The sequence below is a fragment of the Cupriavidus pauculus genome (assembly GCF_008693385.1).
In the GTDB taxonomy this organism is placed as follows: Bacteria; Pseudomonadota; Gammaproteobacteria; order Burkholderiales; family Burkholderiaceae; genus Cupriavidus; species Cupriavidus pauculus_D.
Genome location: NZ_CP044065.1, coordinates 1,760,408 through 1,776,124, shown reverse-complemented (window position 1 = coordinate 1,776,124; position 15,717 = coordinate 1,760,408). Strand labels below are relative to the sequence as shown.

12 protein-coding genes are annotated in these 15,717 nt (G+C 65.1%); 10 read left to right on the top strand and 2 right to left on the bottom strand.

The features are described 5' to 3' along the window. Positions 1 to 202: 202 nt before the first annotated feature. Together FOB72_RS08070 and FOB72_RS08065 are read right to left on the bottom strand one after the other, a co-directional pair. Positions 203 to 664: a peroxiredoxin gene (locus FOB72_RS08070; protein WP_150372050.1), complete on the bottom strand. Its 462-nt coding sequence runs from the start codon at positions 662 to 664 to the stop codon at positions 203 to 205. Positions 665 to 800: 136 nt separating this feature from the next. Continuing rightward, positions 801 to 1,184 carry an Mth938-like domain-containing protein gene (locus FOB72_RS08065; protein WP_150372049.1) on the bottom strand — a complete coding sequence of 128 codons (384 nt, stop codon included), beginning with the start codon at positions 1,182 to 1,184 and terminating at the stop codon, positions 801 to 803. 171 nt (positions 1,185 to 1,355) lie between these two features. Here FOB72_RS08065 and FOB72_RS08060 point away from each other — a divergent pair, with 171 nt between their 5' ends. From FOB72_RS08060 to FOB72_RS08015, 10 genes are all read left to right on the top strand, one after another. Beyond that, positions 1,356 to 2,585 carry a pyridoxal phosphate-dependent aminotransferase gene (locus FOB72_RS08060; RefSeq protein WP_150372048.1) on the top strand — a complete coding sequence of 410 codons (1,230 nt, stop codon included), beginning with the start codon at positions 1,356 to 1,358 and terminating at the stop codon, positions 2,583 to 2,585. 67 nt (positions 2,586 to 2,652) lie between these two features. After that, positions 2,653 to 3,963: a homoserine dehydrogenase gene (locus FOB72_RS08055; protein WP_150372047.1), complete on the top strand. Its 1,311-nt coding sequence runs from the start codon at positions 2,653 to 2,655 to the stop codon at positions 3,961 to 3,963. Between the two features lie 20 nt (positions 3,964 to 3,983). Further along, entirely contained in the window at positions 3,984 to 5,429 is a 1,446-nt protein-coding gene (thrC, locus tag FOB72_RS08050; RefSeq protein ID WP_150372046.1) for a threonine synthase, read from the top strand. Between the two features lie 83 nt (positions 5,430 to 5,512). Further along, the gene (gene glp, locus FOB72_RS08045; protein ID WP_191002233.1) at positions 5,513 to 6,706 is read left to right on the top strand and encodes a gephyrin-like molybdotransferase Glp; all 1,194 of its coding nucleotides are present in this window, start codon (positions 5,513 to 5,515) and stop codon (positions 6,704 to 6,706) included. A 5-nt stretch (positions 6,707 to 6,711) separates the two neighbouring features. After that, a complete protein-coding gene (moaD, locus tag FOB72_RS08040; RefSeq protein ID WP_150372044.1) occupies positions 6,712 to 6,969 on the top strand; it encodes a molybdopterin converting factor subunit 1 in 258 nt (85 codons plus the stop codon). Between the two features lie 2 nt (positions 6,970 to 6,971). Beyond that, positions 6,972 to 7,448 carry a molybdopterin synthase catalytic subunit MoaE gene (moaE, locus tag FOB72_RS08035; protein ID WP_150372043.1) on the top strand — a complete coding sequence of 159 codons (477 nt, stop codon included), beginning with the start codon at positions 6,972 to 6,974 and terminating at the stop codon, positions 7,446 to 7,448. A 9-nt stretch (positions 7,449 to 7,457) separates the two neighbouring features. Next, entirely contained in the window at positions 7,458 to 7,838 is a 381-nt protein-coding gene (gene crcB / locus FOB72_RS08030; protein ID WP_150372042.1) for a fluoride efflux transporter CrcB, read from the top strand. Positions 7,839 to 7,945: 107 nt separating this feature from the next. Beyond that, positions 7,946 to 10,084, top strand: a complete 2,139-nt coding sequence (locus FOB72_RS08025) for a 3-hydroxybutyrate oligomer hydrolase family protein (RefSeq protein ID WP_150372041.1) — start codon at positions 7,946 to 7,948, stop codon at positions 10,082 to 10,084. A 201-nt stretch (positions 10,085 to 10,285) separates the two neighbouring features. Continuing rightward, positions 10,286 to 12,874, top strand: coding sequence for an ATP-dependent chaperone ClpB (gene clpB, locus FOB72_RS08020; protein ID WP_150372040.1), 2,589 nt, complete (start codon positions 10,286 to 10,288; stop codon positions 12,872 to 12,874). Positions 12,875 to 13,102: 228 nt separating this feature from the next. Further along, the gene (locus FOB72_RS08015) at positions 13,103 to 15,340 is read left to right on the top strand and encodes an NADP-dependent isocitrate dehydrogenase (protein WP_150372039.1); all 2,238 of its coding nucleotides are present in this window, start codon (positions 13,103 to 13,105) and stop codon (positions 15,338 to 15,340) included. Positions 15,341 to 15,717 lie beyond the last annotated feature (377 nt).

The following is a 15,717-nucleotide window of genomic DNA, read 5'->3' as shown; positions in this document are numbered from 1 at the left end:
CGCGTGATGATGCTTTCGATGGTGCTCTGGATAGTTACGGCAGGTCCGCCTCCGGCCCTTGGCGCTAGGCGCCTTGGCCAGTCAGGTGAAGCGGCGTGGCAACTGTGATCGGAACGCATTACGGCCCAATGTATCCGAACGATTTCCGTTTGGCAATCGTCCCGCGCGATGACATCGTCGAGATGTCGCGCGCGTGCCGCGCTTACATCCCCTTGACGATGTCGAGCACCTCGTCGACGTGGTTCGGCACCTTGATGCCGCGCATCTCGTGGCGGAGGACGCCCTTGCCGTCGACGATGAAAGTGCTGCGCTCGATTCCGCGCACGTCCTTGCCATACATCTTTTTCATCTTGATGACGTCGAACGTGTTGCAGATGGCTTCGTCGCTGTCCGAGATCAGCTCGAACGGCAGGTCCAGCTTGGCCTTGAAGTTCTCGTGGGACTTCAGGCTGTCCCGGGAGATGCCGAACACGGATACGCCGGCGGCCTCGAAGGCGTCGTACTGGTCGCGGAAGTTCATCGCTTCCGTGGTGCATCCCGGCGTATTGTCCTTCGGGTAGAAGTACAGCACCACGGTCTTGCCGCGATGGTCGGCCAGCCGGAAGTCGCCGCCGGTGGCGGGGGCCTGGAAGTCGGGAACGGCCTTGTTGAGGCTCACTGTCATGCTGATGGCTCCTGTTGGGCTCTTTGTCTGGCGTTCACCAGGTCGGTGATGGCTCTCGCCATGGCGAGTGCAGATTGGGGCGGCTCCCCGGACTTCAAGCGTGCCGCCGGCTCAACTTGGCAAAAAAATGTGGCGGTCAGGCGCCAGCGGGATCCAGCAGCAGCACTGCCGCGACCTTGCGGCCCTCGGCCATGAGGATATTGTAGGTGCGGCATGCGGCCTGCATGTCCATGGCTTCCACCCCGATCCGGCGCCGCGCAAGGGCGGCGGTCAGGCGCGGGTGCGGAAACCGCAGGCGGTTGCCGGTGCCCAGCAGCACCACTTCGGCGCCCTTGTCGAGCAGGGCCTCGAAGTGCTCGGGCGCAAGGTCCTCGAAGCGATCGACGGGCCAGGGCTCGACCGCGCCTTCGGGCATGACCAGCAGCGACCGCTCGTGGCGGACCGCATTGATCTCGATATAGCCGGGGCCATAGGCGGTCACGGTATTGAGGCTTTGGGGGGAGTCGGCGTGGAGTTTCAAGGGCGCGTGGCAGGATCGTGCGCGCAACCGCGCGATATGGCGGTTGCAGTGCAGGAATCCATACAGAAGTCTGTCATAATCCGATAAATTATAGCTTTTGCCTACCTGTCTGCCACGTTCGCGTCGCACTGTCCGCCCGGCGGTGCCTCTGCCGACATTCCCATCGCCGCCGTGAAACCCATCCAGAAATCGAACAAGCTCCAGAACGTCTGCTACGACATCCGTGGTCCGGTGCTCGAGAAGGCCAAGCAGATGGAAGAAGAAGGGCACAAGATCATCAAGCTGAACATCGGCAACCTCGCCGTGTTCGGGTTCGATGCGCCGGAAGAAATCCAGCAGGACATGATGCGCAACCTGCCGAACTCGGCGGGCTACTCGGATTCGAAGGGGATCTTCGCCGCGCGCAAGGCGATCATGCACTACACGCAGGAAAAGAAGATCCAGGGCGTGGGGCTGGACGACATTTACGTGGGCAACGGCGCGTCCGAACTCATCGTGATGTCGATGAACGCGCTGCTGAACAGCGGCGACGAGGTGCTGGTGCCCGCGCCCGACTATCCGTTGTGGACGGCCGCGGTCAGCCTGTCGGGCGGGACGCCGGTCCACTATGTGTGCGACGAGGCCAACGAGTGGATGCCTGACCTCGACGACATCCGCCGCAAGATCACGCCGAACACCAAGGCGATCGTGATCATCAACCCGAACAACCCGACCGGCGCGCTGTATTCGGACGAATTGCTCGAGGAAGTGGTCGTGATCGCGCGCGAGCACGGGCTGATCATCTTCGCCGACGAGATCTACGACAAGGTGCTGTACGACGGCCAGACGCATACGTCGATCGGCTCGCTGTCCACCGACGTGCTGACGGTGACCTTCAACGGCCTGTCGAAGAACTACCGCTCGTGCGGCTATCGGGCCGGCTGGATGGTGGTGTCCGGCGACAAGCGTCCGGCGCTCGACTATATCGAGGGCCTCAACATGCTGTCGTCCATGCGCCTGTGCGCGAACGTGCCGGGGCAGTGGGCGATCCAGACCGCGCTCGGCGGCTACCAGAGCATCAACGACCTGGTGGCCGAAGGCGGCCGCCTGCGCCGGCAGCGCGATCTCGCGCATTCGCTGATCACGGCCATTCCGGGCGTGACCTGCGTCAAGCCGAAGGCCGCGCTGTATCTGTTCCCGAAGCTGGATCCGGAGATGTACCCGATCCAGGACGATCAGGAGTTCATCTACGAACTGCTGCAGGAATCCAAGGTGCTGCTCGTGCAGGGCACGGGCTTCAACTGGGAGCGTCCGGACCATTTCCGGATCGTGTTCCTGCCCCACGAGGAAGACCTGCGCGAGGCGATCAACCGCGTCGGCCGCTTCCTCGAGAACTATCGCAAACGCCACGGCACGGCCTGAGTCCGAATTTTCCGGCATTCGGTCGCGCCATCGATTTCCCGCATCAAGCAACGAAAGTCAGACGTCCATGAATCCCATCAAAGTAGGCCTGCTCGGCATCGGTACCGTCGGTAGCGGCACGTTCAACGTGCTCAAGCGCAATCAGGAAGAAATTCGTCGCCGCGCAGGCCGCGGCATCGAGATTGCGATGGTGGCGGACCTCAACACCGAGCGCGCGAAGGAGCTGACCGGTGGGGAAGTGGAGGTCGTGAACGACGCGAACCTCGTGGTCGCGCATCCGGACATCGATATCGTCGTCGAGCTGATCGGCGGTTACGGCATCGCGCGCGAGCTCGTGCTCAAGGCGATCGAGAACGGCAAGCACGTGGTCACCGCCAACAAGGCGCTGCTGGCCGTGCATGGCAACGAGATCTTCGAAGCCGCGCGCCGCAAGGGTGTGATCGTTGCGTTCGAGGCTGCGGTGGCGGGCGGTATCCCCATCATCAAGGCGCTGCGCGAGGGCCTGACGGCCAACCGCATCCAGTGGATCGCCGGCATCATCAACGGCACCACGAACTTCATCCTCTCGGAAATGCGCGAGAAGGGCCTGGACTTCGACGTCGTGCTCAAGGAAGCGCAGCAGCTCGGCTATGCCGAAGCCGATCCGACGTTCGACATCGAGGGCGTGGACGCCGCGCACAAGGTCACGCTGATGAGCGCGATCGCGTTCGGCATGCCCGTGCAGTTCGACAAGGCGCACGTGGAAGGCATCACGAAGCTGTCGGCCGTCGATATCCGCTATGCCGAGGAACTCGGCTACCGCATCAAGCTGCTCGGTATCACGCGCCGCCGCGAAGAGGGCGTGGAGCTGCGCGTGCATCCGACGCTGGTGCCGGCCTCGCGCCTGATCGCCAACGTGGAGGGCGCGATGAACGCCGTGCTCGTGCAGGCCGATGCCGTGGGCACGACGCTGTACTACGGCAAGGGTGCCGGCGCCGAGCCGACCGCCTCGGCCGTGATTGCCGACCTCGTGGACGTGACGCGCCTGCACACGGCCGATCCGAATCATCGCGTGCCGCACCTCGCATTCCAGCCCGACGAGCTGTCGACGGTGCCCGTGCTGCCGATCGAGGAAGTCACGAGCTCGTACTATCTGCGCATGCGCGTGTCCGACGAGACCGGCGTGCTGGCCGAGATCACGCGTATCCTGGCGGAAGCGGGGATCTCGATCGACGCCATGCTGCAGAAGGAATCGCGCGTGGGCGAGCCGCAGACCGACATCATCATCCTTACGCACCTGACGCGGGAGAAGCAGATCAATGCGGCCATCGCGCGCATCGAGTCGCTGGCCACCGTGCTGTCTCCGGTGACGCGCCTGCGCATGGAAGAACTGAACTGACGCCCCAGCCGTATCGAAACATGAACTATCAGTCGACGCGCGGCCACGATGTGCCGCAAACGTTCTCAGAGATCCTCCTGGGCGGCCTTGCGCCGGACGGCGGGCTCTATCTGCCGAAGCAATATCCGCAGGTCACCGCCGACGAACTCGAAGCGTGGCGCAAGCTGCCGTACGCCGATCTGGCCTACGAGGTGCTGCGCAAGTTCTGCGACGACATTCCGGAAGACGACCTGCGCGCGCTGACGCGCAAGACCTACACCGCCAGCGTGTACAGCAATGCGCGCGCGGGCGACAACACCGCCGATATCACGCCGCTGCGCACGCTCGGCGAGGAAGGCGGCACGAAGCTGCAGCTGCTGGGGCTGTCCAACGGGCCGACGCTCGCGTTCAAGGACATGGCGATGCAGCTGCTGGGCAACCTGTTCGAGTACGCGCTCGGCCGGGCCGGCAAGGAACTGAATATCCTCGGCGCGACGTCGGGCGATACCGGCAGCGCGGCCGAGTATGCGATGCGCGGCAAGCGCGGCATCCGCGTGTTCATGCTGAGCCCGCATCGCAAGATGAGCGCGTTCCAGACCGCGCAGATGTTCAGCCTGCAGGACCCGAACATCTTCAACCTCGCGGTGGAAGGCGTGTTCGACGATTGCCAGGACATCGTGAAGGCAGTGTCGAACGACCTCGACTACAAGGCGCGCCAGCGTATCGGCACGGTCAACTCGATCAACTGGGCGCGGGTCGTGGCGCAGGTGGTCTATTACTTCAAGGGCTGGCTGCTCGCGACCACGGGGCCGGGGCAGAAGGTCTCGTTCTCCGTGCCGTCGGGCAACTTCGGCAATGTATGCGCGGGGCATATCGCGCGCATGATGGGGTTGCCGATCGACAAGCTCGTGGTGGCGACCAACGAGAACGACGTGCTGGACGAATTCTTCCGTACGGGCACGTATCGCGTGCGCAAGTCGGCGGAGACGTATCACACGTCGAGCCCGAGCATGGATATCTCGAAGGCTTCGAACTTCGAGCGCTTCGTGTTCGATCTGCTCGGCCAGGACGCGGGCAAGCTCGCGGCGCTGTTCCGCGACGTGGATACCAAGGGTGGGTTCGATCTGTCGGGCACGCCCGAGTTCGCGCGGATTCGCGAGTTCGGGTTCGTGTCGGGGCGCAGCACGCACGACGACCGTCTGGCGACGATTCGCGGGGTCAGCGAGCGCTATGGCATCACGATCGATACGCATACGGCGGATGGCGTGAAGGTGGCGCGCGAGCATCTGGCGCCGGGGGTGCCGATGGTGGTGCTGGAGACGGCGCTGCCGGCCAAGTTCGCGGAAACGATCCGCGAGGCACTGGGCCACGAGCCGGAACGCCCGCCCGCGTTCGAGGGAATCGAGGCGCTGCCGCAGCGGTTCGAGGTGATGCCGAACGATGCGTCGAAGGTGAAGGCTTATATCGCTGGACATACGGGGCTGTAAGCAAGTCGCTACAATCAGGTCTGCTACGCATGTCGCGCGTTCTCGCAGACCTAACCATGACTCAAGCTTCCCCCCGTCCCCCGATGCTCACGCTGGTGCAGGCGCTCGACGCGCTGATGGCCGGCGCGAGGCAGATTGCCGATACCGAGACCATCGACACGCTGACGGCCAATGGCCGTGTGCTGGCGGCGCCCGTGACGAGCGCGCTGCGTGTGCCGCCGGCCGACAATACCGCGATGGATGGCTACGCCGTGCGCGCTGCCGACGTGACCGCCGCCGGTGTCCGGTTGCCCGTGTCGCAGCGCATTCCGGCGGGCCACGTGGGTACGGAACTCGCACCCGGTACCGCCGCGCGTATCTTCACCGGCGGACTGATTCCGCCCGGCGCCGATGCCGTCATCATGCAGGAGCAATGCGAGGCCGACGGCGATGGCGTCGTGATTCGCCATGTGCCGCGCGCGGGAGAATGGGTGCGCCGCGCGGGCGAGGATATCGAGGCCGGTAGCGTGATCCTGCCGGCAGGCACGCGGCTGACGCCGCAGGCCGTCGGTCTGGCGGCCTCTGTCGGGCAGGCGACGCTCGACGTCACGCGCCGCGTGCGCGTGGCGGTGTTCTTTACCGGCGACGAACTCGCAATGCCGGGCGAGCCGCTGAAGCCCGGCGCGATCTACAACTCCAACCGCTACACGCTGCGCGGCCTGCTCGAAAACCTCGGGTGCGAGGTGACCGACTTCGGCATCGTGCCCGATACGCTCGCGGCCACGCGCGACACGCTGCGCCGCGCGGCCGACGGCCACGACGTGATCATCACGTCCGGCGGCGTGTCGGTCGGCGACGAAGACCACGTGCGTCCGGCCGTGCAGGCGGAAGGGCGCCTCGACCTCTGGCAGATCGCGATCAAGCCGGGCAAGCCGCTGGCATTCGGTGCCGTGGGCGAGACGTTCTTCCTCGGGCTGCCGGGCAACCCCGTGTCGAGCTTCGTGACGTTCTTGCTGTTCGTGCGGCCGTTCCTGCTGCGCATGCAGGGCGTGCAGGACGTGGCCATGCGCCGCCTGCCGCTGCGCGCGGACTTCGACCTGCCGAAGGGCGACCGCCGCAACGAATTCCTGCGCGCGCGCCTCAATGCCGAGGGCGGACTCGAGCTGTTCCCGAACCAGAGCTCGGGCGTGCTGACGTCCACGGTATGGGGCGAAGGGCTGATCGACAATCCGCCCGACCATCCGATCCGGCGCGGCGACGTCGTGCCGTTCATTCCCTTCCAGGGTCTGCTGGACTGAACATCATGGATATCGAGCTTCGATTCTTCGCGAGCGTGAGAGAGCAGGTCGGGACCGGCGCGGAGCGCGTGGGCGTCCCCGCCGAGGTCACGACGGTCGGCGCGCTGCGCGCATGGCTGCGCACGCGCGGCGGTCAATGGGAAGAGGCGCTGGCCGAGGGCCGCGCGTTGCGCATGGCCGTCGATCATGCGGTGGCACGCGCCGACACGCCGCTGGCGGCCGGCTGCGAGGTCGCGTTCTTCCCCCCCGTGACCGGAGGCTGACCATGAGCGTGCGTGTCCAGCATGAGGACTTCGACCTCGGCGCGGAGGTCGCGGCGCTGCGTGCGGGCAATCCCGGCGTGGGCGCGGTCGCGAGCTTTATCGGCACCGTGCGCGACGTGAGCGAAGGCAGCAGTGTCAGCACGATGGAGCTCGAGCACTATCCGGGCATGACCGAGAAGGCGCTGGCTCGCATCGAGGCGGCGGCGCGCGAGCGGTGGGCCTTGCTCGGCGTGACGATCGTCCACCGCGTGGGGCTGCTGCAGCCGCTCGACCAGATCGTGCTGGTGGCGGTGGCCTCGGCCCATCGCGGCGAATCCTTTGCCGCGTGCGAATTCATCATGGACTATCTGAAGTCCGAGGCGCCGTTCTGGAAGAAGGAGGCAACGCCCGAGGGTGCGCGCTGGGTCGATGCGCGCGTGAGCGACGACGCGGCACTGCGGCGCTGGGGGATCGAATCCTTCAATGCGGATCCGGACTGACAGGTGCCTATGACACCGTTGGGTTTCCTTGCCGTGGGTCTCGGCGCGGCGCTCGGCGCATGGCTGCGCTGGGGGTTCTCCGTCATGTGGAACGCGCTGAATCCCGCGCTGCCGTACGGCACGCTCGCCTCGAATCTCGTCGGCGGCTACCTCATTGGTGTGGCCGTGGCGTTTTTCCACGCGAACGCGGCGTTGCCGGCCGAATGGCGCCTGTTTGCGATTACGGGCTTTCTCGGCGGCCTGACCACGTTTTCGACGTTCTCGGCCGAGGTCGTCTCCAATCTGAACACCGGGGAATATGGCTGGGCGCTCGTCCATCTGCTGCTGCATCTCGGTGGCTCGCTGGCGCTGACCGCGCTCGGCATCTGGACTTACCGGGCGCTCGGGTAAGTCACTATCCTGCTCCGGCGCTCCCAGCGCCTACTATCTGGTGTTGTGCGTGTTTTTGTGTCGTCTGATTTGCCCCACAAAGCAGTTCAAGACAACGGAGACAGTTCATGCATGCGAGCCAGAAGCTGATCGCGCTAGCGGCCGGCACCATCGCCATTGCCGCCTGTGGCGGCTCCGACAACAACAATAATGGCGGAGGCGGTGGCGGGGGGACCAGCCAGAATCCGAACAACCGGCCCACGTTCGTGGTCGGGACCATCAACACGCTGTCCTACGACGGCAACACCGACGACCTGCTGACGGGCGGCCTGGGCAAGGACGGCATCGGCAGCGCCACGGCGCCGGTGCCGGCGGACCCCAACGCGCCGACCGCCGCCGAACTGCGGCGCTATGCCATCTGGAACAACTACCGTGCGATCGTCGACACCACGGCCAGCGGTGGCTACGGTTCGCTGTACGGTCCCAATGTCGATGCGCAGGGCAATATCACGAGCGGGCAGGGCAAGATCGCGGGCGTCGAGTATCTGGCGTTTGCCGACGACGGCACGGGCCTGCAGAACGTGACGCTGATGGCTCAGATTCCGGCGACGTTCGATCCGAATAATCCCTGCCTGATCTCGGCCACATCGTCGGGCTCGCGCGGCATCTACGGCGGCATTGCGGTAGCCGAGTGGGGACTCAAGCGCGGCTGCGCGGTGGCATTCACGGACAAGGGCACGGGCGCCGCGCCGCACGACCTCGACACCGATACCGTGCCGCTGATCAATGGCACGCGCGCGGCCCGCGTGGGCGCGGGCAAGACCGCGCAGTTCGTCGCGCAGCCGGGCGCGCAGTCCCTCTCCGACTTTACCGCGGCCTTCCCGCACCGGCTTGCCTTCAAGCACGCGCACTCGAAGCAGAATCCCGAGAAAGACTGGGGCAATAACACGCTGCAGGCGATCGAGTTCGCGATCTGGGCCATCAACGACCGGTTCGGCGCGTTGGCCACCGATGGCACGCGGCAGGCCAGCATCGGCAAGGACAAGATCATCGTCATTGCCTCGGCGGTGTCCAACGGCGGCGGCGCGGCGATCGCCGCGGCCGAGCAGGACAGCTCGGGGCTGATCGATGGCGTGGCCGTCGGCGAGCCGAACCTGAACCTGCCGCCTACCGCGGGCGTGTCCGTCCGCCGCGGCGGTGTGTCGGTGCCCGCGTCGGGCAAGCATCTCTATGACTACACGACCACGGCGAACCTGATGCAGCTGTGCGCGAGCCAGGACGTGAATCTCGTCAATGCGCCGTTCCTCGCGGGGGTGCCGGCCGTGACCGCAGGCAATCGTTGCGCGGCGCTCGCGACCGCGGGCCTCGTGACCGGTGCCGATATCAGCGCGCGGTCCGCAAGCGCGCGCGCCGCGCTGCGGGCGGCCGGATGGGAAGCCGAGTCCGACGACCTCTATGCCTCGCTGTCGGGACTCGAGGTCGGCAGTTCGATCTCGGTCACCTATGCCAACGCCTATGCGCGCGCGAGCGTGACGGACCGGCTCTGCAACTACAGCTTTGCGGCGATCGGCGGCGGTGCGTCCACGCCCGTGCAGATTTCGCCGGCCGTGCTCAACGTGTTCTTCGCCACGGGCAATGGCGTGCCGCCGGGCGGCGGCGTGACGCTGATCAACGATGTCGCATCGGGTGGCCCGACGCGCGACTTCGTGTCGGTGTCGACGGGGAGCGGCGTGGCCGACGCGAACTTCCCGGGCGCCAAATGCCTGCGCGATCTGCTGACGGGTACGACCGCGCAGGCACTGGCGGTGCAGACGGGCATTTCGCAGACGTACCGCACGGGTAACCTGCGCGGCAAGCCCGCCATGATCGTGCACGGCCGCAGCGACGGCCTGCTGCCGGTCAACCATACGTCGCGCCCGTATCTGGGCTTCAATCGCGCGCAGGAGGGGGCCGCCAGCAAGCTCTCGTATATCGAGGTGGAGAACGGCCAGCACTTCGACGCGTTTATCGGCGCCATCGCCGGGTACGGCAACCGGTACATTCCGCTGCACCTGTACCTGAACCGCGCACTCGATGCCGTGTACGCGAACCTGCGCAGCAACCAGCCGCTGCCGCCGTCCCAGGTGGTGCGCACGACGCCGCGGGGCGGGCCCAACGGCACGCCGGCGCCGGCCATCACCGCGACGAACGTGCCGCCGATCTCGGCATCGCCGGGCCCGTCGAATACGATCTCGGTATCGGCGAACGTTGTCGATGTGCCGAATTGAGCATATTTGACGCGTGAACGTTTGTGATGTTTGAAGCATGACGCGCCGATCGCCTCTTTGGCATCGGCGCGTCTTGAAAAGACTACACGAAGCCCTATCTTTCGTTGAGTCAGTGTCCGGCAGGGCATACGGAGCGTACGCGGCAAGACGTGCGCGTCCCGTCCCGCATCAGGACACACTCATCGAGAGAGAGGGTTCCACATGCGTCTAGATAAATTCACCACCCGGTTCCAGGAAGCGCTTTCCGACGCGCAAAGCCTGGCGCTGGGCAATGACAACCAGTACATCGAACCGCAGCATCTGCTGCGCGCGCTGCTCGCCCAGAACGACGGCGCGGCCCGCGCGCTGCTGTCGCGCGCCGGTGTCAACGTCAACGGCCTGCAGACCGCGCTGGATGCGGCCATCAAGCGGCTGCCGCAGGTCTCGGGCACCAACGAGGTCCAGATCGGGCGCGACCTCGTCAATCTGCTCAACGCCACCGAGAAAGAGGCGATCAAGCGCAATGACCAGTTCATCGCCAGCGAACTGTTCCTGCTCGCCGTCTCCGACGACAAGGGCGAGGCCGGGCGCATCGCGCGCGAGAACGGGCTCGTCCGCAAGTCGCTCGAGGCCGCGATCGTGGCCGTGCGCGGCGGCGACGGCGTCAACAGCGCCGATGCGGAATCGCAGCGCGAGGCGCTCAAGAAGTACACGGTCGATCTGACCGAGCGCGCGCGTTCGGGCAAGCTCGATCCCGTGATCGGCCGCGACGACGAGATTCGCCGCGCGATCCAGATCCTGCAGCGCCGCACCAAGAACAATCCGGTGCTGATCGGCGAGCCGGGCGTGGGCAAGACCGCGATCGTCGAAGGTCTCGCGCAGCGCATCGTCAACGGCGAAGTGCCGGAATCGCTGAAGAACAAGCGCGTGCTCGTGCTCGACATGGCGGGCCTGCTGGCCGGCGCCAAGTACCGCGGCGAGTTCGAGGAGCGGCTCAAGGCCGTGCTCGGCGACGTGGCCAAGGACGAAGGCCAGACGATCGTCTTCATCGACGAGATCCACACGATGGTCGGCGCGGGCAAGGCCGAGGGCGCGATCGATGCGGGCAACATGCTCAAGCCGGCGCTCGCGCGCGGCGAGCTGCATTGCATCGGCGCGACCACGCTCGACGAGTACCGCAAGTACATCGAGAAGGATGCCGCGCTCGAGCGCCGCTTCCAGAAGGTGCTCGTCGATGAGCCGAGCGTGGAAGCGACCATCGCGATCCTGCGCGGACTGCAGGAGAAGTACGAACTGCACCATGGCGTGGAGATCACCGACCCGGCCATCGTGGCCGCGGCCGAACTTTCGCACCGGTACATCACGGACCGCTTCCTGCCGGACAAGGCGATCGATCTGATCGACGAGGCGGGCGCGCGCATCAAGATGGAAATCGATTCCAAGCCGGAGGCGATGGACAAGCTCGAGCGCCGCACGATCCAGTTGAAGATCGAGCGCGAGGCCGTGAAGAAGGAAACCGACGAGGCGTCGCTGAAGCGGCTCGAGCTGATCGAGCAGGAGATCGCGCGCCTGGAGAAGGAATACGCGGACCTCGACGAGATCTGGCGCGCCGAGAAGGGTGCCGCCCAGGGCGCGGCCGCGCTCAAGGAAGAGATCGAACAGATTCGTCTGGAGATCACGCGGCTGCAGCGCGCGGGCAAGCTCGACAAGGTGGCGGAGCTGCAGTACGGCAAGCTGCCCGAACTCGAGGGCAAGCTGCAGGCGGCGAACAAGGCCGAGGCCAACGAGCAGAAGCAGCCGAACAAGCTGCTGCGCACGCAGGTCGGCGCCGAGGAAATCGCCGAGGTGGTGAGCCGCGCGACGGGCATTCCCGTGTCGAAGATGATGCAGGGCGAGCGCGAGAAGCTGCTGAAGATGGAAGACCGCCTGCATGCGCGCGTGGTTGGCCAGGACGAGGCCGTGCGCCTGGTGTCCGATGCGATTCGCCGTTCGCGCGCGGGTCTGGCGGACGAGAACAAGCCGTATGGCTCGTTCCTGTTCCTCGGGCCCACCGGCGTGGGCAAGACCGAGCTGTGCAAGGCGCTGGCCGAGTTCATGTTCGACTCGGAGGATCACCTGATTCGCATCGACATGAGCGAATTCATGGAGAAGCACAGCGTGAGCCGGCTGATCGGCGCGCCGCCGGGATACGTGGGCTACGAGGAAGGCGGTTATCTGACCGAGGCCGTACGCCGCAAGCCGTATTCGGTGGTGCTGCTCGATGAAGTCGAGAAGGCGCACCCGGACGTGTTCAACGTGCTGCTGCAGGTCCTCGACGATGGCCGTCTGACCGACGGGCAGGGCCGTACCGTGGATTTCAAGAACACGGTGATCGTCATGACCTCGAACCTGGGTTCGCAACTGATCCAGTCGATGTCGGGCGAGCCGCAGGACGTGGTGAAGGGCGCGGTCTGGCAGGAAGTGCGCACGCATTTCCGCCCCGAGTTCCTGAACCGGATCGACGAGGTGGTGGTGTTCCACGCGCTGGATCAGAAGAACATCGAGTCCATCGCGCGGATCCAGCTGCAACGCCTGCAGTCGCGTCTGGCTCGCATGGACATGACGCTCGATGTCAGCGAGGCGGCGCTGGCCCGTATCGCGAGCGCGGGGTACGACCCGGTGTTCGGGGCGCGTCCGCTCAAGCGCGCGATCCAGCAGCAGATCGAGAACCCGGTGGCGCGGGCGATTCTCGAGGGCAAGTTCGCCGCGAAGGACGTGGTCCCGGTGGACTTTACGGACGGCGAGTTCACGTTCGGCCGGTCGCTGCACTGATGCACTAAGGCTGGGCACCCCTTCCCCGACGGGGGAGGGGTGCAATTCACTTGCGTCGCAATGGCGTAAGAACGGGTCCAAATCCGTATTTTTCGGCGCATTTCGCAGAAAGCCGTCCCAATGCAATCCCCCCGAAAGCAAAATCAGGCAAAATTGCGGTCTGCCGCCCTGCATGCAAATGTGCGCGACGGCGATTTCTCAACCTGATTATTTATCGCGAGACATGCAATGAGTACCCAGCAGCCCACCATCATCTATACCCTGACCGACGAGGCCCCGCTGCTGGCGACCAGCGCCTTCCTGCCGATCATCCGTACATTCGCGGCGCCGGCCGGCGTGAACGTCGAGACGAGCGACATCTCGGTGGCGGGCCGCATCCTGGGCTTGTTTCCCGAATACCTGACCGAAGAGCAGCGCGTGCCGGACAACCTGGCCGAGCTGGGCCGCCTGACGCTGCTGCCGGACACGAACATCATCAAGCTGCCGAACATCAGCGCATCGGTGTTCCAGCTGACCAGCGCGATCAAGGAACTCCAGGCCAAGGGCTACAAGATTCCCGATTTCCCGGAAGATCCGAAGACCGACGAAGAAAAGGCGATTCGCCAGCGCTACCAGAAGGTGATCGGCAGCGCCGTGAACCCCGTGCTGCGCGAGGGCAACTCGGACCGCCGCGCACCGGCCGCCGTGAAGAACTTCGCGCGCAAGCACCCGCATTCGATGGGCAAGTGGAGCATGGCGTCGCGCACGCACGTGGCCCACATGAAGCATGGCGACTTCTACCATGGCGAGAAGTCGATGACGCTGGATCGCGCCCGCGACGTGAAGATGGAACTGGTCACGAAGAGTGGCAAGACCATCGTGCTGAAGCCGAAGGTTTCGCTGCTGGACGGCGAGATCATCGACAGCATGTTCATGAGCAAGAAGGCGCTGTGCGAATTCTATGAAGAGCAGATGGAAGACGCGCGCGAGACGGGCGTCATGTTCTCGCTGCACGTGAAGGCGACCATGATGAAGGTGTCGCACCCGATCGTGTTCGGCCACGCCGTCCGCATCTTCTACAAGGAAGCGTTCGAGAAGCACGGCAAGCTGTTCGACGAGCTGGGCATCAACGTGAACAACGGCCTGGTGGACCTGTACTCGAAGATCGAGTCGCTGCCGGAGTCGAAGAAAGAAGAAATCGTGCGCGACCTGCACGCCTGCCACGAGCATCGCCCGGAACTGGCGATGGTGGACTCGGCCAAGGGTATCTCGAACCTGCACGCGCCGAACGACGTGATCGTCGATGCGTCGATGCCCGCCATGATCCGTATCGGCGGCAAGATGTGGGGCGCCGACGGCCGTCCGAAGGACACCAAGGCCGTGATCCCGGAAAGCACGTTCGCACGGATCTATCAGGAAGTGATCAACTTCTGCAAGACCAACGGCGCGTTCGATCCGACGACCATGGGCACGGTGCCGAACGTGGGCCTGATGGCCCAGCAGGCCGAGGAATACGGCTCGCACGACAAGACCTTCGAAGTGGCGGAAGCCGGCGAAGCGCGCATTGTCGATCTGGCGACCGGTGAAGTGCTGCTGACGCAAAACGTGGAAGCCGGCGACATCTGGCGTATGTGCCAGGTCAAGGACGCACCGATCCGCGACTGGGTGAAGCTGGCCGTGACGCGCGCGCGCAACTCGAACACCCCCGTGGTGTTCTGGCTCGACCCGTACCGTCCGCACGAAGCCGAACTGATCAAGAAGGTGGAAACCTACCTGAAGGATCACGACACCAAGGGTCTGGACATCCAGATCATGTCGCAGGTTCGCGCCATGCGCTACACGCTCGAGCGCGTGATCCGCGGTCTGGACACGATCTCGGCCACGGGCAACATCCTGCGCGACTACCTGACCGACCTGTTCCCGATCATGGAACTGGGCACCAGCGCCAAGATGCTGTCGATCGTGCCGCTGATGGCCGGTGGCGGCATGTACGAAACGGGCGCCGGCGGTTCGGCACCGAAGCACGTGCAGCAGCTGGTCGAAGAGAACCACCTGCGCTGGGACTCGCTGGGCGAATTCCTGGCCCTGGCGGTTTCGCTCGAGGAGCTGGGCATCAAGACCGGCAACGAGCGCGCCAAGATCCTGGCCAAGACGCTCGACGCCGCGACCGGCAAGCTGCTGGACAACAACAAGAGCCCGTCCCCGAAGACCGGTCAGCTCGACAACCGTGGCAGCCAGTTCTACCTGGCCATGTACTGGGCCCAGGAACTCGCCGCGCAGACGCAGGATGCCGCGCTGGCCGAGACCTTCAAGCCGCTGGCCAAGACGCTGACGGAGAACGAGAAGACCATCGTGGGCGAACTCGCCGACGTGCAGGGCAAGCCCGTGGATATCGGCGGCTACTACCAGCCCGACGTCGCCAAGCTGGAAGCCGTGATGCGTCCGAGCAAGACGCTGAACGGCGCGCTGTCCGCAGTCAAAGGCTAAGCAGGGGCCGAACCTGAAAGCCTGAAGAAAGAAACTGTGGTATCCGGGCGACCCCAAGTGGGTGCCCGGTCGGCCCGTGTTCGATGCATGCACCGCCGCATGCGCCGCACACGGGCTTTTTTGTTTCCGCTGCAGTGCACACGGCCCTGCGCATGGGCGCACCGGGACGGCATGCTGCAACGCGGTGCGGGCCGTTAAACACGCTGTAATAATCGGCCGCGCGATGGGCTTGTATATCGATATGCGTGTAGTACGCTGGACACAAATCCGATAAGAAACGAGCCCCTCACATCATGGCCGATACACGTTCGCTGAGCCTCTTCTCGCCCTAGCGCGAGTCCCTGCATTTCCCCTTTATTCGTCGAGCATCGAGCGAT

What these genes read in the sequence shown, in the direction of transcription:
- FOB72_RS08070 (WP_150372050.1), bottom strand. Translation starts at nt 664, where the DNA reads ATGACAGTGAGCCTCAACAAGGCCGTTCCCGACTTCCAGGCCCCCGCC.
- FOB72_RS08055 (WP_150372047.1), top strand. Translation starts at nt 2,653, where the DNA reads ATGAATCCCATCAAAGTAGGCCTGCTCGGCATCGGTACCGTCGGTAGC.
- thrC (WP_150372046.1), top strand. Translation starts at nt 3,984, where the DNA reads ATGAACTATCAGTCGACGCGCGGCCACGATGTGCCGCAAACGTTCTCA.
- glp (WP_191002233.1), top strand. Translation starts at nt 5,513, where the DNA reads ATGCTCACGCTGGTGCAGGCGCTCGACGCGCTGATGGCCGGCGCGAGG.
- moaD (WP_150372044.1), top strand. Translation starts at nt 6,712, where the DNA reads ATGGATATCGAGCTTCGATTCTTCGCGAGCGTGAGAGAGCAGGTCGGG.
- moaE (WP_150372043.1), top strand. Translation starts at nt 6,972, where the DNA reads ATGAGCGTGCGTGTCCAGCATGAGGACTTCGACCTCGGCGCGGAGGTC.
- crcB (WP_150372042.1), top strand. Translation starts at nt 7,458, where the DNA reads ATGACACCGTTGGGTTTCCTTGCCGTGGGTCTCGGCGCGGCGCTCGGC.
- FOB72_RS08025 (WP_150372041.1), top strand. Translation starts at nt 7,946, where the DNA reads ATGCATGCGAGCCAGAAGCTGATCGCGCTAGCGGCCGGCACCATCGCC.
- clpB (WP_150372040.1), top strand. Translation starts at nt 10,286, where the DNA reads ATGCGTCTAGATAAATTCACCACCCGGTTCCAGGAAGCGCTTTCCGAC.
- FOB72_RS08015 (WP_150372039.1), top strand. Translation starts at nt 13,103, where the DNA reads ATGAGTACCCAGCAGCCCACCATCATCTATACCCTGACCGACGAGGCC.